Below are 24,374 nucleotides of genomic sequence, written 5' to 3'. Positions count from 1 at the left end.
GAGGACATTATGTCACAAGTAGGAAAGAAGATGCCGGAGTTCACAACGAACGGCTACAACCCCAAGAAAGAAGAATTTGTAACGGTATCCAACAAGGATTTTGAAGGCAAGTGGAATGTTCTCATGTTCTATCCCGCAGACTTCACCTTCGTCTGCCCGACGGAACTGGAAGATATGCAAGAGCAATATGCTAAATTGCAATCTCTCGGCGTGGAAGTTTACTCCATGTCCTGTGACACACACTTTGTTCACAAAGGTTGGCACGACCATTCGGAAGCCATTAGTAAATTGGAATTTACTATGCTTGCCGATCCCCACAAAACCATTGCCAGCGATTTCTATGTTTTAGATGAAGCGGCAGGTCTTGCACAACGTGCTACGTTTATTATCGATCCCGATGGCGTGATCCAAGCGGTAGAAGTTAATGCTGACGGCATCGGCCGCGACGCAAGCCAAGTTTACGACAAGATTCGCGCTGCTCAATATGTTCGCGAAAATCCGGGCGAAGTATGCCCTGCAAAATGGAAACAATCCGGCGAAACGTTGACTCCGGGCTTGGATCTCGTCGGTAAGATCTAATGCTGGACGAAACCTTAAAAAATCAGGTGAAACAGTATTTACAACTTCTCGAAGGGGAAGTTGTATTTTCTGTTAGCTTGGATGATTCTGAAAATTCCAAACAGCTGAAGGGTTTTGTGGAAGAGATCGTCGGTCTTTCGGATCGCCTGCATATGGAAGAAAAGGAGCTTGAGCTGACGCCGAGTTTTGCTCTTTCTTCCGGCGATCGCGGAGGCATCGTCTTTGCCGGTGTGCCTTTGGGCCACGAGTTTGAATCTTTCGTCTTAGCCCTTTTGCAAGTAAGCGGACGCCCTCCAAAGATTGAAGAGCATCAGCTGGAGAGAATAAAGTCCATCGATCGTGAATTGGCCTTTGAAACGGTCGTAAGTTTAAGTTGCCACAATTGCCCGGAAGTGGTGCAGGCGCTGAACATTATGTCGGCGGTAAATCCAAAGATTAGCCACCGCATGGTAGACGGCTCCATGTTCCAAGAATATGTGGACAAAAAAGGCGTTATGGCCGTGCCCGCAAGCTTCTTAAACGGAGAAAGTTTCTATAACGGCAAGATTAATTTAAATGCCATACTCGATAAAGTGACGGGCAAAAAAGAGCGTCCTTCGTTGAAGGATAAGCCCCTTTACGACCTCCTCGTTATCGGAGGAGGCCCTGCCGGCGCCACGGCGGCGATTTACGGCGCGCGCAAAGGGATTAAAACGGGTTTGATCGCCAAAAATTTTGGCGGTCAAGTGGAAGAGACCCTCGCCATCGAAAACATTACGGGCTTCCCCTATACGGAAGGACCAAAGTTTATGGCGTCGGTGAAAGAGCATGTCTTAAAGTACAAGGTAGATCTAATGGACGAAGTGGAAGTGGAAAACATCCACAAGGACGATGTCTTGAAGATCACCACCGACAGCGGCGAGCTTTTGGCGAAGACGGTGGTCATTGCCACCGGCGCAAAATGGCGTCTGATCGGTATTCCCGGCGAAATCGAATTTCGCAACAAGGGCGTAGCCTATTGCACCCATTGCGACGGCCCCTTATTTAAAGGGAAAAAGGTTACCGTCATCGGCGGCGGCAATTCCGGTATCGAGGCGGCCATCGACTTGGCAGGTCTCGCCAAAGAAGTGTTGGTTCTCGAATTTTTGCCGGATCTTAAAGCCGACAGCGTTCTTCAAGATAAGTTAAAGACTTTAAGCAATGTTCGCGTCGTCACTAATGCGGAAACGAAAGCTTTGGAAGGCGGCGACAAACTTGAAAAAATTCGTTATGTCGACCGTATCAGCGGAGAAGAACACGAAGAAGCTACCGACGGCTGCTTTATTCAAGTCGGCCTCGTACCCGTGACGGAATGGGTGGAAGGTATTGAGAAAAACAATCGGGGCGAAATCCTTGTCGACGAAGTGGGCGCCACCAGCATGGAAGGCGTTTTTGCGGCGGGAGACTGCACGAACAGCGTCTTTAAGCAAATCGTAATCGCCCAAGGTAGCGGCGCTACGGCGGCTCTTGGAAGTTATCAGTATTTAATGCGGCAATAAAAATAAAATCACAAAATCATAAAATTGAATCCTCCTGTGAAATCGGCAGACGGTGAAAAACTGTTTGCCGATTTTTTACGTCGCCATTTTCGATTATGAAAGTTTTAAATTCTATTCTTTTCGGTATCTATTGTTTATAGAAAAGAGGTTTTTATGTTTTACGATTATACAGTGAAAGATATCGAGGGGAAGGATGTGTCCCTTTCCCAATATGAAGGCAAAGTTGTCCTCGTGGTGAACACGGCGAGCAAATGCGGTTTTACGAAACAATACAAAGGGCTGGAAGCGCTCTATGAAAAGTACAAGGACGAGGGTTTCGTCATCTTAGGTTTTCCCTGCAATCAATTCGGCAGTCAGGAGCCGGGGAGTAATGAAGAGATTCAAAATTTCTGCGACATTACGTTTCAAGTGACGTTCCCCATGATGGCGAAGATCGACGTCAACGGCGAAGAGGAAGATCCTCTTTACACTTTCCTGAAAAAGGAACAGGGCGGCCTTTTCGGCAAGGACATTAAATGGAATTTTACGAAATTTCTCATCGACCGAAAGGGCAACGTCGTCGATCGGTTTGCGCCGCAAAAATCGCCGGAAAGTTTTGAAGACGCCATAAAGGCGTTGCTGTAAAAAGATAATGAAAAAAGACGGGTAGTCCGTCTTTTTTTATACCGTAATCGTAAAGTGGTGGCGGCGAATCATTTGTAAATCGCAGGATTCGGCGGCGCCCTTTGTATTTAAAAAATTGCCCGTAATGGCGGCGTTCATGCCGGCGTGTAGCGTCGCTTCTCCTTCGCCCGAAAGGAGTTGCCGTCCTCCGGCAAGACGCAAATAAGCGTTCGGCAGAATGTGACGAAAGATGGCGACTGTGCGGAGGAATTCGTCTTCGGCTATGGGCTGTCGTTCCGCAAGGGGCGTTCCTTCCATAGGGCTTAGGATGTTAAGGGGCACCGATCGAATGCCGAGGCCCCGAAGGGTGAGTGCCAAATCCACGCGATCTTCCCGTGTTTCGCCGACATTAAAAATGCCGCCGCTGCAGACTTCGATACCTAAGGATTGGGCGTCTTGTATGGTTTGAATTTTTTCGTCGTAGGTATGGGTCGTGCAGATGGAAGGGAAGTAGCGGCGAGAGGTTTCCAGATTATTGTGTAGTCGTTCGAGGCCCGCTTCTTGTAACAGCGCCAATTCGTCGCGATGCAATAAGCCGCCGGATAAGCAGAGTCGGAGATTGGTTTCCCGTTTCAGCCGGCGATAAAGGTGCGCTACATTTTCCACATCTCGTTTCGAAAGCTTTCTCCCTGCAAAGACGAGGGCAAAGTGACGAATGCCGGCAGCGTCTGCGCATTTGGCGTTTTCGATTACTTTTTCGTCGTCGATGGTGTTTAAAAGATCCACCCGGCCCTCGCTTACAGAGGATTGCACGCAAAAAGCACAATCTTCCGAGCAGTGGCCGTTTCTACCGCGCATAATGGTGCAGAGATCGAATGTGTTTCCCAACAGAGCGCGTCGAATAGCGACGGCGCTTTCCATTAAAGTATGTAAGGGTTCATGGTAAAGTGAGAGGGCATCTTCCCGTTGGAGTTCGTAGCCTTTTATAATTTTTTCCGTGGGTATCATGTAATATCTCCTCGTTTTAACTGCTCGAATTCTGAAATCGACATTCTAATTGTATAGGAATTTCTTAAAATTTAAAAGTAGCAAAAATATCAAAGTAAAAGAGTGCGATTTAAATTGACTGTATATTTTCGAAGGTATATAATTAGTGAAAACGATTATCATGTTGCAGTTCAGCGACAAAAATCTTTTTTAAAACATATATTAAGGAGGAAAGAATGGATTTTAATTTATCTAAAGAACATCTGGAAGTGCAAGAAAGAGCGCGGAAATTCGTCGAAGAACGGGTTCTTCCCGGCGTCATCGAACGGGATCAAAACTCGATTTACCCCATGGAACAATACCAGGAAATGGTAAAAGCGGGTTTTGTCGGTTTCCAATTCGACAAAAAATACGGCGGTCTCGGAAAAGACTATATGTCCTATATTTTAACTATTGAAGAATTAGGCAAAGTGGACGCATCTCTTTGTGTTCTATATTCCGTTTCCCTTTCTCTCTTCCTCGGCGGTATTTTAAAATACGGCACGGAAGAACAAAAGAAATTCTTTATCGGCGGCGTGGCTGACGGTTCCATTACCGGTTGCTTCGCTTTAACTGAAAAGAACGCAGGTAGCGACGCAAGCGGCGTACAAACCGTAGCGGTTCGCGACGGCGACAATTACATTATTAACGGTACGAAACGTTTTATCACCAACGGCAAGACGGCAGATTATGCCATGCTCGTCGCTAAAACCGATGTTGACGCTCCCGGCACCAAGGGCCTTACGTCCTTTATGGTTCCCACCAACACACCGGGATATGAAGTGGTCGGTTTGGAAGACAAAATGGGCCTTAGAAGTGCGGAAGTTGCCGAACTTAAATTTACCGACATGGTCGTACCCGCATCCGCTCGCCTCGGCGAAGAAGGCGACGGCTTCAAGCTCGCTATGGAAACGCTCAACGGCGGCCGCGTCGGCGTAGCCGCACAAGCTTTAGGTATTGCAAAAGGCGCTTATGCTCACGCCATCGAATTTTTGAAGAGACGTGAACAATTTGGCAAACCTCTTTACAAAAATCAATACCTCGCATTTAAAGCGGTTGATCTCAGAAACATCATCGATCAAGCGGAACTTATGCTTTATAAAGCGGCTTGGTTGGAAGATCAAGGCATTCAAGATCCCAAGGCTTGCGCTCAAGCAAAACTTCTTTGCTCCGACGCCGCTATGGCTGTCACAACAGAAGCTATTCAATTAATGGGCGGGGAAGGCTATATGAAAGAATTCCACGTGGAACGTATGATGCGCGATGCTAAGATTACGCAAATTTACGAAGGCACCAACGAAATTCAACGTATGGTCATTCAAGGACCGGTCTTCAAATAATGGAATGAACGCAAAAAGCGGTAGATGAGAGAAATCTCACCTGCCGCTTTTTATTTTTTGCGATACTTCATTTAACGGAATCTTCCGTCGATGGGAATAATATCTCCGGTGATGTAGCCGGCTTCGTCGGAAATAAGGTATTTTACAAGACTTGCGATTTCTTCGGGTTTGGCAAAACGGCAAACGCCGACGTCCTCTTTCAACGTGTCCAGCTCCTCCGTGCTAAAATCTTTTCGCATCATATCGGTATCGACGATGCCGGGAGCCACGGCATTGACGCGAATGCCGCTGGGCGCCAGTTCGTAGGCCAGAGCTTTCGTCAAGGCGTTGACACCGCCTTTTGATGCGGAGTAGCAGGTTTCCATACTTGCACCTGTTTCGCCCCAAATGGAGCTGATGTTGATGATGACCCCTTCGTGACGGGCAAGCATATGGGAAAGGGCTCTTTTGGAACTTAAAAAAACCGAATTCAGATTGGTGGCGATGATCTCCTGCCATTTGTCGAAGGACATGTCCTGGAGGAGAGAATAGTGAGAAATTCCCGCATTGTTTATGAGAATATCCACGTGGCCGAAATTTTTCTCCGCCACATAGAATAAGTAATCCACCTCTTCTTCCCGGCTGACGTCGGCTTTGACGGCGATAGTGAGCGGATTGGTTTTGCGCAGTTCAGAGAGGAGCTGAAGGGCGGCCTCCTCGCTGTTGTGGTAACTAATGACCAATTTGTATTCAGGATTTAATTTTTTCGCAATGGCGGCTCCGATTCCCCGTGAAGAGCCTGTAATTAAAACTGTTTTCATAACCATTTTTTAACACATTTTAGATTCGTTTTCCAGATAAATTTAATAAAGGGTATAAAAAAAGGTTCTAAGGCAGGCGGTAGATGGGCTGCTTTAGAACCTTTCTCTTTAGAAAAATTGAATGGGCGATGCCAAGTTTTCCAAAAGGGCGACGACGCTCCACGCCGCCGTAATGCTGGATTTCGGATTGCTCGGATCGGGCTTTGATGTAATTTCCACTACGGCCTTGGCCTTATCATTTTCCACCGTCACGCGATGGGTATTGCCGCGGCTTTCGGGATCGGAGATCAAGCGGACGCCGGTGCGTTCGGCGCCGTTGGTGACGATGCCCGTGGCCACGGAAACATTGGTGTTTTTGGGAAAGCCCGCAATGGCTTCTCGAGCATTTCCCTCGAAGGCCGTGCACTTTTCATGTTCCGGCAAGAGCTCGCCCTTTAAATAAGGGGCGCCGTTTAAACTCTTCGGCGCTTTTGTGCTTTGAATTTCGCTCGTCGTATCCCCCATTAAAAAGAGGGTGCGCATAATGTCGAAGCCGCCGATGGCGCCAGAGGTAATGTGTACTTTACAGCCGGCGGTTGCGGCTGTCTTTTTAATGTGCTCGTAAAGGGCTTCATCTGCCAATGCGCCCACCGATGTAATCACTACATCTTTTCCCCCGTCGAGAAGGGGTGTGATGTATTCTTTTACGGCGCCGACACCTGCAATTTCCACGACGATGTCCGTATCGTCTTCTAAGAGGGTGTCGAAGGAGGGGTAGAGGGGAATGGATTTTCCGGCGACCATCACAGATTTTTCAGCAAGGGCGCTGTCGTAAATTCCCCTTAGGTTGTAAGATGATCCGAGTTTTTCGACGAGGGCGCGGTTTAAAATTTTCCCCAGCGCACCGTAGCCGATAACGGCAATATTTTTCATAGGTTCTCCTTTATTCTTTTACGAGAAAACCGTGGGCATCCAATGCGCTACGCACTTCCTCCAGTGTCTCCTCATCCTCTGCGGAGATCGTGTGAAAGTGGTAGCCGTTGGTAATGTTTTTAAGAGGTGTGCTCACGCTGTCGTAAATAGTATCCATAAAATGACGAACGTCTTTTCTCGACTTAATGTTCATTTCCGCTTCCACTTTGCCGTAAATACGGTGTTCGACATAGACATCTTCCACTTTCGCCCCGAGATCCACGATTAAGTTCAATTCGTCGACGATTTGATCGTCTCGATGTTTGCATTTAAAGATGCGGTAAAGGGTGCCGGCTCCCTCCATCATGTAGCCTCGATTGGTAGATGTAATGGGAACATTTTTGGCGCGCAGCAAACTAATATCGCCGACAATAACTTGTCTGGAAACATTAAAATGCTTTGCCAAATCGTCCCCTGAAACCGGGCGCTCGGCGTGCGATAAATAGTCTTTTAAAGCGGAAAGCCTTTCTTGTTTACTTTGGGTCATGGCGAAGCCCTTTCATGGAAAGATCTAAAATCGGAGCGGAATGGGTTAGGGAGCCGCTGGAAATAATATCGGCGCCCAAATCTCCGTAGTCTTTAATATTTTCGAGAGTCACATTGCCGGAAAGCTCCACGAGGGCGCGGCCTGCAATGTAATCCACCGCCGATTTCATATCTTCGCGGCTCATATTATCGAGCATAATAATATCCGCCTTAGCGGCGACGGCTTCTTTCACCATGTCCATGTTTTCCACTTCCACTTCGATTTTTTTCATAAAGGAAGTGTAGCGCCTCGCCAAGCGCACGGCATTTTCGATGGAGCCTGCAGCGGCGATGTGATTGTCTTTTAGCATGACGCCGTCGGAAAGATTGTAGCGGTGATTGGTGCCGCCGCCGATGCGAACGGCGTATTTTGCAAACAATCTGAAATTCGGCGTCGTTTTTCGCGTGTCGGCGATTTGCGTGTTAGTGTTTTCAAGAGCAAGTGCCATTTGACGGGTGTAGGTGGCGATGCCGCACATACGTTGCAGGAAATTTAAGGCGACCCGTTCGCCGGTTAAAAGGGCGCGCAAGGGGCCGGAGATCGTGGCGATTTTGTCGCCCTTTTCTACCGAATCGCCGTCTTTTTTAAAAAATGAAACCTTCGTCCGTTGGTCGAGGAGAAGAAAAGCCCGTTCGAAAACGGGGAGGCCGGCGAGAATGCCCTCTTCCTTTGCCAGAAGATCCACACTTCCCGTGGCGTCTTCGTCGACGACGCTGTTGGTGGAAAAATCCTCTTCGTTAATATCTTCTTTCAGTGCATCGAAAATAATGGGATCGATTAAAAAATGCGGTAAGCCGAAGGTCATACAAACCCCTTTCTGTGGCGAATTAATTGCAAATGGCGAGCATGCGATCCAGAGGAAGCTTCGCCCGTTCGGCGAGAGCAGGATCCACGTGGATTTCGTTAATACCTTTTTCTAAAATGGCGGCGATTTTTTCGTTGGTGACTTTCTTCATGCCTTCGCAGATCATGTCGGGAAAGATGAATTTCTTATTCGGATAGTTCTTTTCCAATTCGTATAAAAGTCCTTGTTCCGTAATAATAATATTGACGTCACGGTCCAAGTCGCCTACTGCCTTTAAAATACCCTTGGTACTTCCCTTGTAATCCACGTGTTCCAAAACTTCCGGTTTACATTCGGGATGGGCAAAGACGGCGGCGTCGGGGTACGCATTTTTTAAATTGACGATTTTTTCCGGGGTCATTTGATCGTGAACCGGGCAGCATCCGTCGTTATTAATAAAGGTTTTGTCGGGGAATTGGCCTTGAATATTGCGCCCTAAATTGCCGTCGGGGATAAAAAAGATCGTATCGCTATCGATGGCTGAGACGATCTTCGCCGCATTGGACGAGGTGCAACAGTAATCGGAATGAGCCTTAATGTCGGCGGTAGAATTGACGTAGCAAACCACGGCGAGATCCGGATATTGTTTGCGCATCTCCTCGATTTTTTCCACTTGTACCATGTGGGCCATGGGGCAATCGGCGTCGAGATCCGGCAAGTAAACGTGCTTGTCGGGATTTAAAATTTTTACCGTTTCGCCCATAAATTCCACGCCTGCCATAATAATATGCTCTGCATCCAAATTGGTGGCGAGCTTGGCGAGGGTAAAGGAATCGCCGACTACATCAGCTGCTGCCTGCACATCGCCGTCCACATAATAGTGGGCGAGAATGACGGCATTTTTTTCTTTTTTCAAACGTTCGATGGTATTGATTTCCATAAAAACTCCTTAGAATCATAGCGTGTCGTGCTGAACAAACAACATCATACCACAAGACTATACAACTGTCATGACAGTAAGTTTTAAAATTGTTTCTTTTTTGTGCGAAGGCTATAATTTAAGAAAGGAGGTCTTATGAATATTTTTAAGTTTCTAAATAACGGGAAACCGTCTTTCCCATCTATGGATATAAATCAAGTCGATACCCTGGAAAATCCTTTTTTGCTCGACGTGAGAGAGCCCGATGAAACGGCAGAGGGCATTATTGAGGGGGCCCATTTAATTCCCCTGGGACAACTTCCCGATGAAATGGATCACCTGCCGAAAGATGACGTGATCTATGTCATTTGTCGCTCGGGCAATCGTAGCGGCAAGGCCTGCGCCCTTTTAAGTTCTCAAGGTTTCCAATGCGTCAATATGGAAGGCGGCATGATGAACTATACGGGGCCCACGATAAGGGGATAAGTTCTTTATTCTTGCGTTAAAAACCGGGCAAAGGGTATGATAGTATAAGAAAAAGGAGGCATACTATGGCAAAAGACATGAGCATTTATCGTTGCAAACCTTGCGGTTTTATTTACGATCCATCGGAAGGTGTTCCCGATTACGGCATTAAGCCGGGTATTCCCTTTAAAGAACTCCCTGAAGATTGGACCTGCCCGAAATGCGGCGCGTCCATTTGGATGTTTGAAAAGGTAGAAGAAAAATAAGAGACACCCTGCGGGGTGTTTTTTATTACGAGGGTTTTATCAATAAGGAGCATGATGTGGAGACAAGGATTAAAATAAACGAACGCTTATTGTCATCGCCTTATGTCATGCCGCCTATGGCGACAGAAGACACGGCGACAGGAGAGGTGACAGGCGGCATGATCGCCTATTACGAAAAGATGGTGAAAAATCCGAACTTCGGACTTTTTATTTTGGAACACGCCTTTGTGGAAGAATGGGGAAAGGCGAGTCCGAAGCAACTTTCCCTCGCAAAAGATGTCCATGTGGAAGGACATAAAAAATTAGTGGAGGCTATGAAACGCATTCGCCCCGACGCTCAATACTTTCTCCAGCTCAATCACGCCGGCATAAAGACACGGCGGGAGTACACGGGAGCGGATCCCATCGCCGTGGCGAAAAGGCCATGGGATAAAGTGTCCCGTTTAATGACGGCGGACGATTTCTCGCGAATTAAAGAGGCTTTTGCAGCGGCGGCCCTTCGCGCCAAGAAAGGGGGCTACGACGGCGTGGAGCTTCACGTGGCCCACGGTTATTTGCTCAATCAATTTTTGTCGCCTCTTACGAATTTCAGAGACGACGATTACGGAAAGGACCGGGTAAAGTATCCCCTGGAAGTTTTCGGCGCCATAAAAAAAGCGGTAGGCGATTATCCTATTGCCGTGCGCATCGGCGGTATCGAAACCATTGCGGGCGGCACCACGATCGAAGAAGGGGTAGAGGCGGCATTGCGTTTTGAAGAAGCGGGCGCCTGCTTATTGGATATGACCGGCGGTATGACGGGCTATGTACGTGGGGGACACGACGAGCCCGGGTGGTTCGGCGATCTTTCCGCTGCGGTAAAAGAAAAAGCGCGCGTCCCCGTAATGGTTACAGGAGGCGTCAAGACGAAAGAAGAAGCGGATACATTGCTGAAAGACAATAAGGCCGATCTTATCGGCATCGGCCGCGCCTTTTTACAAAACCCCGATTGGGGAAAATAAGAGCACACAAAAACCCTCGCTTAGCGAGGGCTTTTTGATTGCGTAAAGTTATGCTCGTTTTTCCATGGCTTGGAGTAGGCTTACGAGGAAGTCTCTTCCTTTTTCCATGTGTTGAATGGGGATGTATTCGTAGGGGCCGTGGAAGTTCATGCCACCGGTGAAAAGGTTGGGAGTGGGCAGCCCCATCCAGGAAAGTTTACTGCCGTCGGTACCGCCGCGAATGGGTTCGACGACAGGTTCGATGCCTTCTTCTTTCATAACGTCGACGCAAAGATCGATTAAATCCATATGAGGTTCGATTTTTTCGCGCATGTTGCGGTAGGTTTCGTCCAATGTAAGCTTGACGCGATCGCCGTATTTCGTATTGAGGAAATCCACGGCGGATTCAAAAATGGTGCACATTTTTTCCACTTTCTTTGCATCGAAATCGCGGATAATGTAAATCATTTCCGCTTGTTCCACATTGCCGCGGAATTGATCGAGATGGAAGAAACCTTCGTAGCCTTCAGTGTATTGCGGGCGCATTTGTTCGGGGAGCATGCCGTCAAGTTCCATGCCGAGGGCAATGGCGTTGATCATTTGGCCTTTAGCCGATCCCGGGTGGACGCTTACGCCTTGAATATCCACTTTGCCGCTGACGGCGTGGAAGCATTCGTATTGTACTTCGCCGAGGCGAGAGCCGTCTAATGTAAAGGCGATGTCGGCGCCGAATTTTTCCACGTCGAATTTGTCGACGCCGCGGCCGATTTCTTCATCGGGGGTAAAGCCGATGGCGAGCGGACCGTGGGGAAGATTTTTTTCGATAACGGTCTTTAACGTATCCATAATAATGGCGATGCCGGCCTTGTCGTCGGCGCCTAAAAGAGTGGTGCCGTCGGTGACCATAAGGTCCAATCCCACCACGTCGTCGAGGGCGGGGAAATCTTCCGGCGAAAGCACGATGTTTTTGTCTTTATTGAGTACGATGTCGCCGCCTTCGTAGTGAACGATTTGGGGATTGACATTTTCGCCTTTGGCGGCGGGGGAGGTGTCCATGTGGGCAAGCAAGCCTAAAGTAGGCATTTTTTTGTCCGTATTACCGTCTAAGTGGGCGGTGACGTAACCGTATTCGTCGACGGAAGCATCTTTTAAGCCCAGTTCCTTTAATTCATCGACGAGAATATGTGCCAAATCAAATTGGCGTTTCGTCGAAGGGAAAGTTTCGGAGTTTTCATCACTTGTAGTATAGACTTTCACGTATTTTGTTAAACGTTCTGTAAGATTCATAATACCTCCTTTGATCTACCTTGTATTGTAGCACAAACACGTGCTATACTCGCATTAATTTGAAAGGAGGTGCGCCATGTCCGTGGGCATTATCGGCGGCGGCGTAAGCGGCTTGTGTTTAGGCGTGCTTTTGGCGAGAGAAGGCGTCGAGGTTACGATTTACGAGCGTAAAAACAGAGTGGGTAAAAAACTCCTGGCCACGGGAAATGGCCGCGCCAATGTAAGCAATGTGGATCTGGATCGCCGCCATTTTCACAGCCGGGGGACGATTCCCTTCGATCCGAGTAAAACTTTTTCTCCCGAGGTGCGGGATCTTTTCTTTGAAAACTTGGGAATCGATTTAGTGGAAGAAGATAGGGGCAAACTTTACCCCCGCACCCTTCAATCACAAACGGTCCTAAACGCCTTGAGGCGTCGCTTTTCGGAGTGGGGCGGCGTGGAGGTAACCGATACTTTTATCGCCAAGATCGAGAAAAATAAAAAGGGCTTTTTGATTCATAGCAATGAAACGACTTACTGCGCAGATACCGTTGTGGTGGCGACAGGCGGCCTCGCCATGCCCGAATCGGGAAGCGACGGCAAAGGTTACGCTTTGTTAGAAGGATTCGGACATAACAAAACGCGCACATTCCCGGGCATTTCCGCCCTCGTTTGTCAGTCGCCTTATCTCGCCCATTTAAGCGGCACGAAAATCGAAGGGACGATCGCTCTTTTAAAAGACGAAATTGAAATCGATCGGCGAAAGGGCGAAATTTTACTGGCAAAAGACGGGGTAAGCGGCCCGCCCGTATTGGATCTGGCGCGGAAAGTCGGAGAGTCCCCCGGGAAGTACAGAGTATCTTTTCCCATGCTCAATCATTTGGAACAGACTGAACATTACCGAGAGTATTTAGAAGGACGCAGCTACTTGCCCGATACGGTGGAATCTTTTCTAGAAGGCGTCGTGTCGAAAAAGTGGGTCCACGTGATCTTAAAAGAATGTGGGATCAAAGGTAGCGACACGATGGATTCGTTGGAGTTCGATCTGCGCACCAAACTCTTGGATTTGCTTTTCGATTTTTCTTTGGAAGTTAAAGGGGTTCGAGGTTTCGATTATGCCCAGGTCACCTGCGGCGGCATTCGGATCGATGAATTTACCGATCATCTGGAATCGAAACGTGTAGAAGGTCTTTACGCCATGGGCGAAGTCCTCGATGTAGACGGGGATTGCGGCGGCTATAATATTCACTGGGCCCTGGCAGGTGCTCACCGTGTAGCGGAATCGATTTTAAAAAAATAAAATAAAAAACGGAAAAGACCTTTACAACGAAGGTCTTCTCTGGTACTATGTAGTAGTTAAAACCGCAGACAGCAGGTGGCTTGCCTTAATTTCCTGCCGAGGTTACTGAATCTGATTTTAGTACTCGCATTGTGTCTGCAATGTGATTTTTTATTGTAAAAAAATGAGGAGGTGAATCTGTGAAAGAAGAGCTACTCCAATCGAAAATTAATCTCGTCAATGAGATTAAGGAAAAGATCGAGAAGTCTCAATCGATTGTTTTCGTCGACAACAAAGGCTTAAACGTCGCCGAAGTGACTGAACTCAGAAAGAATCTTCGTGAAAACGGCGTAGATTACAAGGTGTACAAAAACACCATGATGAAACGTGCATTCAGCGATTTAGGCATTGAAGGCGCCGAAGAATTTCTCGCAGGTCCTACGGCCGTCGCATTCGGTATTGAAGACGCCGTTCAACCGGCTAAAATTCTTAATGACTTTGCCGAAGACAACGATCGTTTGGAACTCAAAGCCGGCGTGTTAGACGGTAAAATCGTAAGTGTTGACGAAGTTAAAGCACTTGCAAAACTACCGAGCCGCGAAGTTCTCGTTGCACAATTACTTGGCAGCTTAAATGCTCCGCTCCAAGGACTGGCAACTGTCCTTTCCGGAAACATCAGAGGTCTTGCCGTTGCGCTTGATCAAATTCGTGAAAAGAAAGAAGAAGAAACTGCCTAAGGGCAAAAAGTACATGGAGGTAATATAACATGGCATCTGAAAAAGTAACCGCTCTTATTGAAGAGATCAAAAATTTAACCGTTATCGAACTTGCTGACTTAGTTAGCGCATTAGAAGAAGAATTCGGCGTAAGCGCACAAGCTCCCGTTGCTGTTGCAGCAGCAGGCGCTCCCGCAGCAGGCGCTCCCGCAGCAGCAGGCGAAGAAAAATCTGAATTCGACGTTATTCTTGCATCTGCAGGTCAAGAAAAAGTTAAGGTTATCAAAGTCGTTAAAGACATCACCGGCCTTGGCTTAAAAGACGCAAAAGCTTTAGTTGACGGCGCTCCGAAGCCCCTCAAAGAAGGCGCAAACAAAGAAGAAGCTGACGAAATCAAAGCTAAATTAGAAGAAGTCGGCGCAACTGTAGAAGTAAAATAAGCATTGCTTATTAAAAGCCCTCATCCTTCGGGATGGGGGCTTTTTCTATGGAGGAAACCATGGCCGAAGAGGGAAATAGCTTTTTTGATCGAAGAATTTAGTTCAACCCCATAGTAGCACGGCATATATGCTAACCTAATAAAGTGTTGAAATTTAGCCGTTTTCTCGAACTTTTTCATGCCTTTTATTTTCATAACGTGTATAATCATTGTATGATTCAAAGAAAAAGGATGAGGAGGGAGTATGAGGGAATTTAAAAAGGTCTTTCCAAAGACTATTCCTTTATTAATCAGTTACTTGCTTATGGGAATGGGATTCGGCGTTTTAATTCGATCCGTAGGCCGTTCCACTTTCGTAAGCGTATTAATGAGCGGCGGTATTTGTGCCGGCGCCATGCAATTTGCCATGGTGAGTTTGTTCGCTCAACCTCTTGTGGTGATCGAACTCGTTATTTTGGCATTCTCTATTAATTTGAGATATTTGTTTTACACCATTTCCCTTTTAAAACCACTGGAGAAGGAGCCTTTTTGGCGTAAATTACTTATCACCCACGTGTGTAGCGACGAAACCTTTTCTCTCTACATTAGTTCGGGGGAAGACGGAGGCATGGCGACGCCCGACGATATGCTCGCCATCGGACTTTTAGATTACAGCTATTGGGTGCTCGGCACGCTTATAGGGGCGCTCCTCGGAAGTGTCATTCCCATTAATGTAGAGGGCATCGAGTTTATGATGACGGCGCTTTTTATTACCACATTTATCGAGCAGTGGAAGGGGACGGATCATCACTTCCCGTCGATTTTAGGTTTGGCAGGATCCCTACTCGCCGTCTTGTTGTTCGGTCCGGGGAATTTTATACTGCCCGCTATGGTCATCATTTTAATGGGAAATCTTTACTATAGGAGGAAATATGTCAACTAAAGAAGTGTATATCGCCATCGGTATTGTCATTGCTATTACCTTCGGTATTCGAATGTTTCCTTTATTTTTCTTTTCCCGTCGCAACACGATTCCCAAAATAGTAAGAGACCTTGGGAATCTTTTGCCCTATTCCATGATGGCCCTGCTCGTAATTTATTGTCTGCGCACCATGACCTTTGACAGTGTGTCCGGCTACTTGCCCCTTACCATTGCATGCGTCGTAACGGCAGGAAGTTATGTGTGGAAGAGAAAATCCATTCTTTCCATCGTCATGGGAACGGCGGTTTATATGATTTTAATTCAACAGGTATTCCGCTAGAGGCTTTTGTCTGGTATACTAACTGGGTAATTTTTTTATAAGGAGGAAAACATGGAATCATTCTTTAAACTTCGGGAAAACAATACTGACGTTTCTACGGAAGTGCTCGCCGGCATTACGACATTTTTTGCCATGAGCTACATTATTTTCGTAAACCCCGCTATTCTTTCCCAAACGGGTATCCCTTGGGGCGCCGTCTTCTTGGCGACCATTATCGCTACAGTGGTTTCCACTTTGGTCATGGGACTTTTTGCCAATGTGCCTTACGCCCTTGCGCCGGGCATGGGACTCAACGCCTTTTTCACCTATACCGTCGTCTTCGGTTTGGGCTTTAGCTGGAAAGAAGCGCTGGGCATGGTACTTTTGTGCGGCATCATCAATGTGTTGATTACGGTAACAAAAGTTCGCAAAATGATTATTACCGCCATCCCCGAGTCGTTGCAACACGCTATTAGCGGCGGCATCGGCGTTTTTATCGCCTACATCGGCATTAAAAACTGTGGTCTTTTAAGCTTCACATTGGATCCGGGAACCTATCAAACGCTCGACGGCGGCACCATCGTCGCCTCCTCGGCAGCTGTTCCCTCTCTCGTCAACTTTAACCAAGCGGGCGTGTTACTTGCCCTCGTGGGCATCCTCATTACCATCGTGCTCGTCATTAAAAATGTGCGCGGCGCGATTATTATCAGCATCGCTGCTACCACTCTTCTCGGGATTCCTTTCGGCGTCGTCGATCTTACGAAACTTTCCGAAACGCCGACAGTGGCAAGTTCTTTCCACGATCTTTCCACGGTTTTCGGTGTGGCCCTCGGAAAAGAAGGCTTAATCGGTCTGTTCAGTGATCCGAGTCGTATTCCTCTCGTTTTAATGACGATCTTCGCCTTCTCCTTAAGCGACACCTTCGACACGTTGGGCACCTTTATCGGTACCGGCCGTCGCACGGGAATTTTCAGCGAAGACGATATTAGCAATATGCAAAACAGCTCCGGATTTAAATCCAAGCTGGACAAAGCCCTCTTCGCCGATTCCGTCGGAACGGTTATCGGTTCGATTGTCGGTACGAGTAACACGACGACCTTCGTCGAAAGTGCGGCAGGTATTGGCGCCGGCGGACGTACAGGCCTTACTTCCACGGTAACGGCGGCACTCTTCTTAGCGTCGATCTTTATTGCGCCGGTGGCAGGTCTTGTGCCGGCACAAGCTACGGCGCCGGTGTTGATTATCGTCGGCATTATGATGTGTTCCGGCTTTAAAGAAATCGAATGGACGAATTTGGAAGTGGCCGTTCCCGCTTTCTTCGCTTCGATTTTCATGGGCCTCAGCTACTCCATCAGCAACGGCATCGCCGCAGGATTTATTTTCTACTGCATCGTTATGATCGTACAAGGAAAAGCCAAAAAACTTCACCCGATTTTAATCGCCGCGACTGTTTTATTCCTTATTAACTATTGCCTCATGGCCTATCTCGCCATGGCGTAAATAAAAAAAGCCCTCCTCGAGTTCGCTGTAGAACATGGGGAGGGTATTTTTTTATCCTAATGGCTGTAAATTATTTAAATAACCGAAAAGGGTTTCGGCGGCCGTCTTTTCTTCTTCATAAATTTGTTCGTTGGCGCCTGAAAGGGAAATGGTACCGATACATTCCTTCCGCTTGTCGAAAATGGGAAAGGCAATGGATCCGATGCCTTCATTAATTTCGCCGATCTCGAGGGCGTAGCCGCAATGTCTGATTTTTTCAATTTCGCTCAGAAGTTGTTCCGGCGCCGTAATGGTTAAATCCGTGTACTGAACGAGGCGTGTATCTTTAATATAAGTATCGATGACGGAATCGGGCAGCGATGCTAAATAGGCTTTCCCCGACGCCGTGGCGTGGAGGGGAAAAGGTGTTCTGGAGCGGGTCATGATCATGTAGCGCGTGTTGTCGGGAACTTCCGTAAACACGGTCATCAATTGGCCATCGTCGATCATATTGAGCCTGGCACTCAAGCTGAATGCGTTGGCCCATTTTCTTAACATGGGTTGAATCTTATTTTTGATGTGGAACAAATATTGATCCTCCACCAGATTGGCTTTAGGAATAAAGGCCAGGCCGAGGTGGTAGTCGTTATCTTCTTCGTCGCGGCTCAAATAATGAAAGTGGACCAAGGTATTGACAAGACCGCGGGTAGTGTTGACGTTTAATTTTACAATGTCACTTATTTCGGTGATGCTGAGCCGTGGATGGACAGAATCGAAGCAATCCAAAATGGCAAATGCTCGGGCAAGGGATTGTATTGTTCGGGGATTTTTCTCCATAACGCTCCTCTTTTCTCTAATTACTCTTACATAGATTATACCTAATTTTTAGAAGATTAAAGGTCTAAATCGAACTTGAACCCATAAAAATTTATTGGTACACTATTAGCTATGCAAGTGAGCGTAAGAAGGAGAAGCAAATGAGAAATACGGTTGGAAAAGTATTAGCTATTATTTTCGGAATTCTGGCCTTGGTGTACGTTTTAGGCGCTTTGGTTTTTACTCAAGTTTATATGCCGAACACATCGGTTAACGGTGCCGACATTTCGTTGATGCCGAAAAACCAATTAAAGGAATCTTTCAAAAATTCCTGGAAAGACTACACCCTGACGATCAACGGTCGTGGCGACAAAAAAGATACTATTTCCGCAAAAGACATCGATTATGTGGAAACCATGCCGACCTTTAAAGAAAAGGGTGCCAATCCCTGGGGATGGCCGGTGCTCGCGTTTGTAAAAAAAGATTTTAAGGTCGCTACGAAAATTGATTACAGCGATGAAAAATTGGAAAACAAATTGGCCTATCTTCATATGGTGACCGACGGAGACATTACCGATCCTGTCCCTCAACAAATCGCCTATGCAGACGATAAGGGATACTACATCGCCGATGCCAAGCCCGGTACTCGCGTCGACGGGCCCAAGCTTAAGCGCGCCGTTCTCGCTTCATTCCACAAACAAGACAAGGTCATGGATGCGGACAAGGCGAAAGTTTATCTGGAAGCGGCTCCCGCAGAAGATTTGGATCACATGAAAAACCACGTGGCCAGCATGAATGAAATCGAAGGCTTTACGCTGAAATATAATTTTTCCGATCGGGAAGAGACATTGGGCGGCCAAGATTTAATTCAGCTCTATAAACAAAGGGACGACGGTTCCCTCGAACCCGACGAAGCAAAGATCAAGACATACGTGGCAAATCTTGCGCAAAAATACGACACCTTCCGCGGCACGAGAGAGTTTCAAGCGACAGGCGGCGCCATGATGCGCATTCAAGGTGGCATTTACGGCTGGCAGATCGACCAAAAGGAAACCCGTAAGCAGCTACTGGAAGCCATTAATAAAAAGCAAAGTCAAACCATGGAGCCTGTGTACAAACGGAAAGCTCAAAGTCGCAATGTAAACGACTTGGGCAACAGCTACATCGAAATCGACATTGCGAGACAGCACATGTGGCTCTACAAAGACGGCAATTTAGTCGTAGAATCCCCTGTTGTAACGGGGAATCCTTATCAAGGCAATGGCACGCCGACGGGAACACAAGAAGTTTGGATGAAAGAGCGCAACCGCTATTTAACCGGCGAAACATGGAAGAGCTATGTTAAATATTGGATGCCTTTCAACTGGACGGGCTGCGGAATTCACGATGCCAATTGGCGCGGCAGTTTCGGCGGTAAAATTTACCTCGGCGGCGGAAGCCACGGTTGCGTCAACACGCCATCAAAAAAGGCGGCTATATTCTATGAAAATGCCTTTGAAGGCATGCCGGTAATTGTTTACAATTCATCAAAACACGCCATTTAAAAAGCACTTTTCAGTGCTTTTTTTATGTCCGAATTTTCTGTCAAAAAAAAGTGAAAAGAACAATTCAGCATCTGTTCATGGAGGGAAATTTGAGTTAAAATAAATTGTAAATTGCTGTTTGAGACAGGAGGTTATTTTGAAAACTATTTACCAAGGCAAGACGAAAGACATTCGAGAAAAAGACGGTAAAACCTATTTCTTTTTTAAAGACGATGTAACCGGAAAAGACGGCGTCTTCGATCCGGGTGAAAACCAAGTCGGCCTTTCCATTGAAGGCTCCGGCCGTGCATGCATTGCCATGAGCAAGTACTTCTTTGAAAAATTCGAAAAGCAAGGTATCCCCACCCACTACATCAATGCCGATGTTGACAATCGCTTGATGGAAATCAAACCGGCCACTGTATTCGGTAAAGGCTTGGAAGTTATTTGCCGCTACATTGCCACCGGCAGTTTTGTTCGTCGCTACGGACGTTACATTAACGACGGCGACAAATTAAACGAATATGTGGAATTCACATTAAAAGATGACGAACGTCAAGATCCGCTTATTAACGAAGATGCTTTACTTCAATTAGGCATTTTCAAAGAAGGGGAATATGACAGAATTAAAGAACTGATGCGTTCCATTACAAAAGTCATCGCAGAAGACCTTGCTGAAAGAGGTCTCACACTTTACGACATTAAATTGGAATTCGGACGCCTTGCAGGCAGCGACGAAATCGTCCTAATCGACGAAATTTCCGGCGGCAACATGCGCGTTTACAAAGGTGACGAATACATCGAACCCTTAACCCTTTCCAAAATGATCGTTGGAGAATAATAAACTGTTTTCGAAATAATCAAAAGAGCCCTGCGGGGCTCTTTTTAATATGCTTTTTTCTCGTGTAAGCTTGTGATATAATGAGATTACAAATCAATTAAGAAATGATCTTCAGGGCGAGGTGAAATTCCTCATCGGTGGTAAAGTCCACGGGCCTTAGGGCAGAATTGGTGCAACTCCAATACCGACGGTGACAGTCCGGATGGAAGAAGATGTCTTTTTTCATGTGTAGGCCCTATTTTCGAGGGCTCTTTTTATGCCCTGCATTAGGAGGAAATGATGAATCCCATAGAAAAAACAGCGTCTTGTTACTCGACAAAAAATATAACGCGGATCTCCCTTTTATCGGTGATCGCTTTTTTACTTATGTATCTGGAGTTTCCGCTTACATTTATTGCGCCGCCTTTTATTAAGCTGGATATTTCGGATATGCCTGCCTTAATCGGCGGCTTCGCCATGGGACCCTTGGTCGGCGCGTCCATTGAACTTATAAAATGCATTTTGATCTTTTTTGTACGAGGCACGACCACAGGCGGCGTCGGCGAATTTTCTAATTTTATTGTAGGCGCTCTTTTGGTGTCGACAGCGTCCGCTTTTTATAGACGCAATAGAACCTATGGCGGCGCCGTCCTCGGCCTTTTTATCGGTGTCCTCAGTATGACGGCATTTGCCACTTTAAGTAATTACTTCGTCGTCTTTCCCTTGTACGGAAAAATCATGCCTATGGAAGCGATTATCGAAATGGGGCGGGCCGTATCGTCTCGCGTAAACTCTCTTTGGAGTTTAATGATCTATTGCATCGTTCCCTTTAATCTCGTGAAGGGCTTTATAACCTCTATTGTGACCCTCGTCCTTTACAAACGGGTAAGTTCTTTACTCCATCGCTAAATGCGCCCCTTGGGGGCGTTTTTTGTTGGGAAAAAGGGCAATAAAAAAAGCCCTCCCGGGAGAGCTTTTAATGGCAGATTATTCTTCGTCTTCGCCTTCGCCTTCAGTTTCACCAACTGTGGGAACGTCGGCTGCATCGGCTTCATCATCTTCTTCGATGGCTTCTTCTCTGGGTTCTTGAAGAGATGCGACAGCTTCTTCAGCGTCAGTTAAGACGTCGATACCTTCGATGGACGATACGTCGAGGTCGGCTACGGTAAGGGTGTCGCCGATTTCCATGTTTTGTACGTCTACGAGAGCTTCCGAGGGAAGGTTTGTAGGTAGACATTCAACTTCAACTTCTTCAAGCAATTGCAAGAGAACGGAAGGTTGTGCGTGAATTTCGTCGCGGTTTTCCAATACGACGGGAATGGAAAGTCTGAGTTTTTCTTTTAAGTTTACGCCGTATGCGTCAAAGTGAAGAATTTGATTCTTGAAAGGATGGTTTTGGATTTCCTTGAAAAGAATTTTAGTGGTTTTGCCGTCGAGTTCGATATCGACAAGAGCGGAAGTACCGGCTTGTTCGACAACTTTTTGTAATTCGTTGGCTTTTGCCGCTACAGCTACAGGTTCTTCGTTTTCAGCGTAGAATACGCCGGGAACCAAACCTTTTGCTCTGACTTTTTTAGCGCCGGATGTGCCGAGCTCCTCGCGTTTTTGTAAATTTAAATGGATTGTTTTCATTAGTCTCCTCCTTCGTCTAATCAACAACATATTATACATTAAAATGCCGAGAATTGCCATTCTTTCGTTAATTTAAGCCTTAACTTCCTGAAGAAACCCTATTAAGCGAAAACTTTCTTAAAGGGCGATAACTCGGCTATTATACCATAGAATGATTGAAAAACGCCAAATTTATGGTTTTTTAATAAAAATGGAATTGCGGATCGTTTATTACGAGCGCCTGGAACGTTCTTTGTGGAGTTGTTCCTGTTGAAATTCGGCGATGCGATCGGTGATTTTTTCCCAGTAATTGGGTAAGTTTTCAAAAGAAGCGCGGCTCGTACGGTGGTAGCGCACGCTTAAACAAAGGCCGATGGTCGCCAGGTTTACCATTTGGAACGTGCCACCGTAACTTATAAAGGGAAGGGGAATCCCCGTAACGGGCATAAGGCCCAGCGTCATGCCCATGTTTTCCCACACGTGAATAAATAGAATGCCGAGAAAACCTAAAATCATGAGCTCGCCCATTTTATCTTTTGCGATTTTTGAAAGGGAAATCAGTCGGTAAAAAATAAGGCCGTAGAGGAAAATTAAAAGGCTGCCTCCGACAAAGCCTAATTCTTCCACGAGGACGGGGAAGATAAAGTCTGTTTCTTTTGTAGGAACGAAATTAAATTGGGTTTGAGGCCCTTTATAGAGTCCTCGCCCGAAGAAGCGGCCGTCGCCAATGGCAATGCGCCCTTCGTAGGCTTGATAGCCGCTGCCGCTGGTATTGGCATCGGGCTTTAAAAAGTTTAGGATTCTGTCTTTTTGGTAATCGTCCAGGCGGGCGTAAAGTACGGGAAGGGATAGAACGACGGCACCTAATGCGCCGAAAATGTATTTCCAATCCAAATTCGTAAAGAAAAGCATAATGGCGATAAAAAACAAAAACACCATGGCCGTTCCGAAGTCGGGCTGAAGCATAATAAGCCCGACGGGGAAACCTGCGAAGGCGAGGGTTTTAATTAATTCTTTCGGATCGTTTAATTTGTGGCCGTGCTCGTCTAAATAGGCGGCGAGACAAATGACGAGAAAGATTTTTACGAATTCCGCCGGCTGAAAGTTAATGGGGCCGATGGAAAGCCAGCTTTTGGATCCCCAGGTGGTATCGCCGTGGCCGAAGAGTAGAGTGGCGGCAAGAAGCACCACGCTCAGTAAGTATAGAAAGGGATAATAGGTTTTCCAAATACGATAATCGACGACCATTAGCCCAAAGGCGATGCCTGCGCCCAGTAAGGTGGCGACGAGCTGTTTAATTAAATAGGGGCGATTGCCGTAGGTTAATGTGGCAGACGATAAGACGACGAAACCCAGTACGGTTACGGCGACGACGGCCAAGACCAGGGTCATGTCGATGTTTCGTTTATTGAAATCAAAATGGAAGTGCGACAGCAGCCGCTCCAATGGTTCGCGATTAAAAGGGTTTTTCATAGCCTCTCCTTTGTAAGATTAGAATATGATACTATTATACAATAACGAAAGGAAGAGCCAATGGAAATAGAAGCTATAAAAAATAGAATAGGTTTCCACGATGTAGCCCATATTCCGGCAGTGGCTCTTCACGAGATGAAGGCGATTTTTGAACAGCGGGAAAAAAACGGGCGTCGCCTGCCCATTGAGCCGGACTCCGTTAACGAGCGCATCGATCCGCGCTGCGTGCTCCCTTCGGCGCGCTCGATTGTCGTCGCTTTCGAGCAGACGCCTTTTGCGGAGAAAATGCCGGAGGCGAAGCCGGGCTATGGCCGTTTAGCCGGCGTATCCCGCGATCGAGATTACCATCATTTACTGGGAGAAAAACTTCGCAGGTTAGAGCAGGCGTTAAAAGAAGAATATCCCGAACTGGAAAGTTACTTACAAGTAGACACGGGTCCATTATATGAACGGGGCTTTGCGGAACTGACGGGGAAAGGCTTTTTAGGCCGTAACGGCCTCTTTATTCACGATACCTTGGGAAGCTATGTAGGTATCGGTCTCTTAGTCACCAATCTCCCCGGCGGCGAAATCAAAGTATCTGAAAAAAAGTGTGGAGACTGTATGAAATGTGTGAGCGCTTGTCCGGGAGGTGCCCTTTCAAAAGAAGGGATCGTCGATCCCCGACGGTGTCGCTCGTGGATTACGCAAAAGCGAGGGGAGCTCACCGAAAGAGAGAAGCACATTATGGGCGATTGGCTTTACGGTTGCGATCAATGCCAAATTGTATGCCCTAAAAATCAGGGGATCGAGCATACATTTCAAGTGGAAGATCCCGTCGAGCACATCTCCCTCGATGCGATTCGGGAAACGAGTAATCGTACATTTAAAGAAAGCTTCGGCCATTTAAGCGGTTCGTGGCGCGGAGCGAAACAATGGAAGAAAAACGCCGATTACATCGACGATTATTTTGGGAAGGACAGAGAATAAGCATGCA

At 46.9% G+C, this 24,374-nt stretch carries 27 protein-coding genes, 1 riboswitch and 1 other annotated feature; of the genes, 17 read left to right on the top strand and 10 right to left on the bottom strand.

The genetic code is table 11. The features are described 5' to 3' along the window. The first annotated feature begins 9 nt into the window (after positions 1–9). From ahpC to HMPREF1863_RS04160, 3 genes are all read left to right on the top strand, one after another. A complete protein-coding gene (ahpC, locus tag HMPREF1863_RS04170) occupies positions 10–579 on the top strand; it encodes an alkyl hydroperoxide reductase subunit C (protein WP_068367662.1) in 570 nt (189 codons plus the stop codon). After that, on the top strand, positions 579–2,096 hold the full coding sequence (gene ahpF, locus HMPREF1863_RS04165; RefSeq protein ID WP_068367659.1) for an alkyl hydroperoxide reductase subunit F: 1,518 nt from the start codon (positions 579–581) through the stop codon (positions 2,094–2,096). Before ahpC ends, ahpF begins: the two co-directional genes overlap by 1 nt. A 153-nt stretch (positions 2,097–2,249) precedes the next feature. Further along, on the top strand, positions 2,250–2,720 hold the full coding sequence (locus tag HMPREF1863_RS04160; RefSeq protein ID WP_068367658.1) for a glutathione peroxidase: 471 nt from the start codon (positions 2,250–2,252) through the stop codon (positions 2,718–2,720). Between the two features lie 36 nt (positions 2,721–2,756). Here the strand turns inward: HMPREF1863_RS04160 and bioB are convergent, their stop codons facing one another. Then, positions 2,757–3,707, bottom strand: a complete 951-nt coding sequence (gene bioB, locus HMPREF1863_RS04155; RefSeq protein ID WP_068367656.1) for a biotin synthase BioB — start codon at positions 3,705–3,707, stop codon at positions 2,757–2,759. Positions 3,708–3,922: 215 nt separating this feature from the next. On the opposite strand from bioB, the gene HMPREF1863_RS04150 reads away from it, so the two are divergent. Beyond that, entirely contained in the window at positions 3,923–5,065 is a 1,143-nt protein-coding gene (locus HMPREF1863_RS04150; RefSeq protein ID WP_068367654.1) for an acyl-CoA dehydrogenase family protein, read from the top strand. Between the two features lie 71 nt (positions 5,066–5,136). On the opposite strand, the gene ymfI is transcribed toward HMPREF1863_RS04150, so the two are convergent. The 5 genes from ymfI to nadA form a co-directional block, all read right to left on the bottom strand. After that, entirely contained in the window at positions 5,137–5,865 is a 729-nt protein-coding gene (ymfI, locus tag HMPREF1863_RS04145; RefSeq protein WP_068367760.1) for an elongation factor P 5-aminopentanone reductase, read from the bottom strand. Between the two features lie 108 nt (positions 5,866–5,973). After that, a complete protein-coding gene (locus tag HMPREF1863_RS04140) occupies positions 5,974–6,777 on the bottom strand; it encodes an aspartate dehydrogenase domain-containing protein (protein ID WP_068367652.1) in 804 nt (267 codons plus the stop codon). A 10-nt stretch (positions 6,778–6,787) separates the two neighbouring features. After that, on the bottom strand, positions 6,788–7,303 hold the full coding sequence (locus tag HMPREF1863_RS04135) for a transcription repressor NadR (RefSeq protein ID WP_068367650.1): 516 nt from the start codon (positions 7,301–7,303) through the stop codon (positions 6,788–6,790). Continuing rightward, complete coding sequence (nadC, locus tag HMPREF1863_RS04130; RefSeq protein WP_068367648.1) at positions 7,290–8,147, bottom strand: carboxylating nicotinate-nucleotide diphosphorylase; 858 nt, start codon at positions 8,145–8,147, stop codon at positions 7,290–7,292. Before nadC ends, HMPREF1863_RS04135 begins: the two co-directional genes overlap by 14 nt. A gap of 22 nt (positions 8,148–8,169) precedes the next feature. Next, the gene (gene nadA / locus HMPREF1863_RS04125) at positions 8,170–9,066 is read right to left on the bottom strand and encodes a quinolinate synthase NadA (RefSeq protein WP_068367646.1); all 897 of its coding nucleotides are present in this window, start codon (positions 9,064–9,066) and stop codon (positions 8,170–8,172) included. Between the two features lie 135 nt (positions 9,067–9,201). Here nadA and HMPREF1863_RS04120 point away from each other — a divergent pair, with 135 nt between their 5' ends. The 3 genes from HMPREF1863_RS04120 (at position 9,202) to HMPREF1863_RS04110 (ending at position 10,777) form a co-directional block, all read left to right on the top strand. Next, positions 9,202–9,531 (top strand): rhodanese-like domain-containing protein, encoded by a 330-nt coding sequence (locus tag HMPREF1863_RS04120; RefSeq protein WP_198142711.1) that lies wholly within the window; start codon positions 9,202–9,204, stop codon positions 9,529–9,531. 65 nt (positions 9,532–9,596) lie between these two features. Continuing rightward, positions 9,597–9,776 (top strand): rubredoxin, encoded by a 180-nt coding sequence (locus tag HMPREF1863_RS04115; protein ID WP_407705199.1) that lies wholly within the window; start codon positions 9,597–9,599, stop codon positions 9,774–9,776. Between the two features lie 56 nt (positions 9,777–9,832). Further along, complete coding sequence (locus HMPREF1863_RS04110) at positions 9,833–10,777, top strand: NADH:flavin oxidoreductase (protein ID WP_083508508.1); 945 nt, start codon at positions 9,833–9,835, stop codon at positions 10,775–10,777. A gap of 48 nt (positions 10,778–10,825) precedes the next feature. On the opposite strand, the gene pepT is transcribed toward HMPREF1863_RS04110, so the two are convergent. Beyond that, positions 10,826–12,043 carry a peptidase T gene (gene pepT / locus HMPREF1863_RS04105; RefSeq protein WP_068367644.1) on the bottom strand — a complete coding sequence of 406 codons (1,218 nt, stop codon included), beginning with the start codon at positions 12,041–12,043 and terminating at the stop codon, positions 10,826–10,828. 76 nt (positions 12,044–12,119) lie between these two features. On the opposite strand from pepT, the gene HMPREF1863_RS04100 reads away from it, so the two are divergent. From HMPREF1863_RS04100 to HMPREF1863_RS04075, 6 genes are all read left to right on the top strand, one after another. Continuing rightward, positions 12,120–13,322 carry an aminoacetone oxidase family FAD-binding enzyme gene (locus tag HMPREF1863_RS04100; RefSeq protein WP_068367643.1) on the top strand — a complete coding sequence of 401 codons (1,203 nt, stop codon included), beginning with the start codon at positions 12,120–12,122 and terminating at the stop codon, positions 13,320–13,322. 44 nt (positions 13,323–13,366) lie between these two features. After that, positions 13,367–13,483, top strand: a sequence feature (ribosomal protein L10 leader region). 18 nt (positions 13,484–13,501) lie between these two features. Further along, entirely contained in the window at positions 13,502–14,038 is a 537-nt protein-coding gene (gene rplJ / locus HMPREF1863_RS04095) for a 50S ribosomal protein L10 (protein ID WP_068367641.1), read from the top strand. 29 nt (positions 14,039–14,067) lie between these two features. Further along, a complete protein-coding gene (gene rplL, locus HMPREF1863_RS04090) occupies positions 14,068–14,457 on the top strand; it encodes a 50S ribosomal protein L7/L12 (RefSeq protein ID WP_068367639.1) in 390 nt (129 codons plus the stop codon). A 243-nt stretch (positions 14,458–14,700) separates the two neighbouring features. Next, positions 14,701–15,378, top strand: a complete 678-nt coding sequence (locus HMPREF1863_RS04085; RefSeq protein ID WP_068367637.1) for an AzlC family ABC transporter permease — start codon at positions 14,701–14,703, stop codon at positions 15,376–15,378. Beyond that, on the top strand, positions 15,368–15,697 hold the full coding sequence (locus HMPREF1863_RS04080) for a branched-chain amino acid transporter permease (RefSeq protein WP_068367636.1): 330 nt from the start codon (positions 15,368–15,370) through the stop codon (positions 15,695–15,697). The genes HMPREF1863_RS04085 and HMPREF1863_RS04080 overlap by 11 nt, the downstream gene beginning before the upstream one ends. 51 nt (positions 15,698–15,748) lie before the next feature. After that, a complete protein-coding gene (locus HMPREF1863_RS04075; protein WP_068367634.1) occupies positions 15,749–17,176 on the top strand; it encodes an NCS2 family permease in 1,428 nt (475 codons plus the stop codon). A gap of 51 nt (positions 17,177–17,227) precedes the next feature. On the opposite strand, the gene HMPREF1863_RS04070 is transcribed toward HMPREF1863_RS04075, so the two are convergent. After that, positions 17,228–17,992 carry an IclR family transcriptional regulator gene (locus HMPREF1863_RS04070; RefSeq protein WP_068367632.1) on the bottom strand — a complete coding sequence of 255 codons (765 nt, stop codon included), beginning with the start codon at positions 17,990–17,992 and terminating at the stop codon, positions 17,228–17,230. A gap of 140 nt (positions 17,993–18,132) precedes the next feature. Between HMPREF1863_RS04070 and HMPREF1863_RS04065 the strand changes: the two genes are divergently transcribed. The 3 genes from HMPREF1863_RS04065 (at position 18,133) to HMPREF1863_RS04055 (ending at position 21,223) form a co-directional block, all read left to right on the top strand. Then, positions 18,133–19,515 carry a L,D-transpeptidase family protein gene (locus tag HMPREF1863_RS04065; protein WP_068367630.1) on the top strand — a complete coding sequence of 461 codons (1,383 nt, stop codon included), beginning with the start codon at positions 18,133–18,135 and terminating at the stop codon, positions 19,513–19,515. A 136-nt stretch (positions 19,516–19,651) separates the two neighbouring features. Next, on the top strand, positions 19,652–20,335 hold the full coding sequence (locus HMPREF1863_RS04060) for a phosphoribosylaminoimidazolesuccinocarboxamide synthase (RefSeq protein WP_068367628.1): 684 nt from the start codon (positions 19,652–19,654) through the stop codon (positions 20,333–20,335). Positions 20,336–20,438: 103 nt separating this feature from the next. Beyond that, a riboswitch (FMN riboswitch) is annotated at positions 20,439–20,553 on the top strand. Between the two features lie 61 nt (positions 20,554–20,614). Beyond that, the gene (locus HMPREF1863_RS04055) at positions 20,615–21,223 is read left to right on the top strand and encodes an ECF transporter S component (RefSeq protein ID WP_068367626.1); all 609 of its coding nucleotides are present in this window, start codon (positions 20,615–20,617) and stop codon (positions 21,221–21,223) included. 78 nt (positions 21,224–21,301) lie between these two features. Here HMPREF1863_RS04055 and HMPREF1863_RS04050 read toward each other — a convergent pair whose 3' ends face one another. Both HMPREF1863_RS04050 and rodA read right to left on the bottom strand, forming a co-directional pair. Beyond that, on the bottom strand, positions 21,302–21,946 hold the full coding sequence (locus HMPREF1863_RS04050) for a 50S ribosomal protein L25 (RefSeq protein WP_068367624.1): 645 nt from the start codon (positions 21,944–21,946) through the stop codon (positions 21,302–21,304). A 210-nt stretch (positions 21,947–22,156) separates the two neighbouring features. Beyond that, positions 22,157–23,398 carry a rod shape-determining protein RodA gene (gene rodA / locus HMPREF1863_RS04045; RefSeq protein WP_068367622.1) on the bottom strand — a complete coding sequence of 414 codons (1,242 nt, stop codon included), beginning with the start codon at positions 23,396–23,398 and terminating at the stop codon, positions 22,157–22,159. A 60-nt stretch (positions 23,399–23,458) separates the two neighbouring features. Between rodA and queG the strand changes: the two genes are divergently transcribed. Continuing rightward, positions 23,459–24,367, top strand: a complete 909-nt coding sequence (queG, locus tag HMPREF1863_RS04040) for a tRNA epoxyqueuosine(34) reductase QueG (RefSeq protein WP_068367620.1) — start codon at positions 23,459–23,461, stop codon at positions 24,365–24,367. Positions 24,368–24,374: the final 7 nt, after the last annotated feature.

Origin of the sequence: Aedoeadaptatus coxii (assembly GCF_001553115.1) — a bacterium.
Taxonomy (GTDB): domain Bacteria; phylum Bacillota; class Clostridia; order Tissierellales; family Peptoniphilaceae; genus Aedoeadaptatus; species Aedoeadaptatus coxii.
Note: the sequence above shows the minus strand (reverse complement) of the source record. Positions and strands in the feature narration are given on the sequence as shown.

Bases quoted from the DNA above. Each gene is read 5' to 3' on its own strand.
- HMPREF1863_RS04065 (WP_068367630.1), top strand. From the start codon at position 18,133: ATGAGAAATACGGTTGGAAAAGTATTAGCTATTATTTTCGGAATTCTG.
- HMPREF1863_RS04150 (WP_068367654.1), top strand. From the start codon at position 3,923: ATGGATTTTAATTTATCTAAAGAACATCTGGAAGTGCAAGAAAGAGCG.
- HMPREF1863_RS04075 (WP_068367634.1), top strand. From the start codon at position 15,749: ATGGAATCATTCTTTAAACTTCGGGAAAACAATACTGACGTTTCTACG.
- HMPREF1863_RS04070 (WP_068367632.1), bottom strand. From the start codon at position 17,992: ATGGAGAAAAATCCCCGAACAATACAATCCCTTGCCCGAGCATTTGCC.
- HMPREF1863_RS04050 (WP_068367624.1), bottom strand. From the start codon at position 21,946: ATGAAAACAATCCATTTAAATTTACAAAAACGCGAGGAGCTCGGCACA.
- nadC (WP_068367648.1), bottom strand. From the start codon at position 8,147: ATGACCTTCGGCTTACCGCATTTTTTAATCGATCCCATTATTTTCGAT.
- rplL (WP_068367639.1), top strand. From the start codon at position 14,068: ATGGCATCTGAAAAAGTAACCGCTCTTATTGAAGAGATCAAAAATTTA.
- HMPREF1863_RS04135 (WP_068367650.1), bottom strand. From the start codon at position 7,303: ATGACCCAAAGTAAACAAGAAAGGCTTTCCGCTTTAAAAGACTATTTA.
- ahpF (WP_068367659.1), top strand. From the start codon at position 579: ATGCTGGACGAAACCTTAAAAAATCAGGTGAAACAGTATTTACAACTT.
- HMPREF1863_RS04100 (WP_068367643.1), top strand. From the start codon at position 12,120: ATGTCCGTGGGCATTATCGGCGGCGGCGTAAGCGGCTTGTGTTTAGGC.
- HMPREF1863_RS04080 (WP_068367636.1), top strand. From the start codon at position 15,368: ATGTCAACTAAAGAAGTGTATATCGCCATCGGTATTGTCATTGCTATT.
- HMPREF1863_RS04140 (WP_068367652.1), bottom strand. From the start codon at position 6,777: ATGAAAAATATTGCCGTTATCGGCTACGGTGCGCTGGGGAAAATTTTA.
- HMPREF1863_RS04115 (WP_407705199.1), top strand. From the start codon at position 9,597: ATGGCAAAAGACATGAGCATTTATCGTTGCAAACCTTGCGGTTTTATT.
- HMPREF1863_RS04055 (WP_068367626.1), top strand. From the start codon at position 20,615: ATGAATCCCATAGAAAAAACAGCGTCTTGTTACTCGACAAAAAATATA.
- HMPREF1863_RS04160 (WP_068367658.1), top strand. From the start codon at position 2,250: ATGTTTTACGATTATACAGTGAAAGATATCGAGGGGAAGGATGTGTCC.
- bioB (WP_068367656.1), bottom strand. From the start codon at position 3,707: ATGATACCCACGGAAAAAATTATAAAAGGCTACGAACTCCAACGGGAA.
- queG (WP_068367620.1), top strand. From the start codon at position 23,459: ATGGAAATAGAAGCTATAAAAAATAGAATAGGTTTCCACGATGTAGCC.
- ahpC (WP_068367662.1), top strand. From the start codon at position 10: ATGTCACAAGTAGGAAAGAAGATGCCGGAGTTCACAACGAACGGCTAC.
- HMPREF1863_RS04120 (WP_198142711.1), top strand. From the start codon at position 9,202: ATGAATATTTTTAAGTTTCTAAATAACGGGAAACCGTCTTTCCCATCT.
- nadA (WP_068367646.1), bottom strand. From the start codon at position 9,066: ATGGAAATCAATACCATCGAACGTTTGAAAAAAGAAAAAAATGCCGTC.
- HMPREF1863_RS04085 (WP_068367637.1), top strand. From the start codon at position 14,701: ATGAGGGAATTTAAAAAGGTCTTTCCAAAGACTATTCCTTTATTAATC.
- ymfI (WP_068367760.1), bottom strand. From the start codon at position 5,865: ATGAAAACAGTTTTAATTACAGGCTCTTCACGGGGAATCGGAGCCGCC.
- pepT (WP_068367644.1), bottom strand. From the start codon at position 12,043: ATGAATCTTACAGAACGTTTAACAAAATACGTGAAAGTCTATACTACA.
- rodA (WP_068367622.1), bottom strand. From the start codon at position 23,398: ATGAAAAACCCTTTTAATCGCGAACCATTGGAGCGGCTGCTGTCGCAC.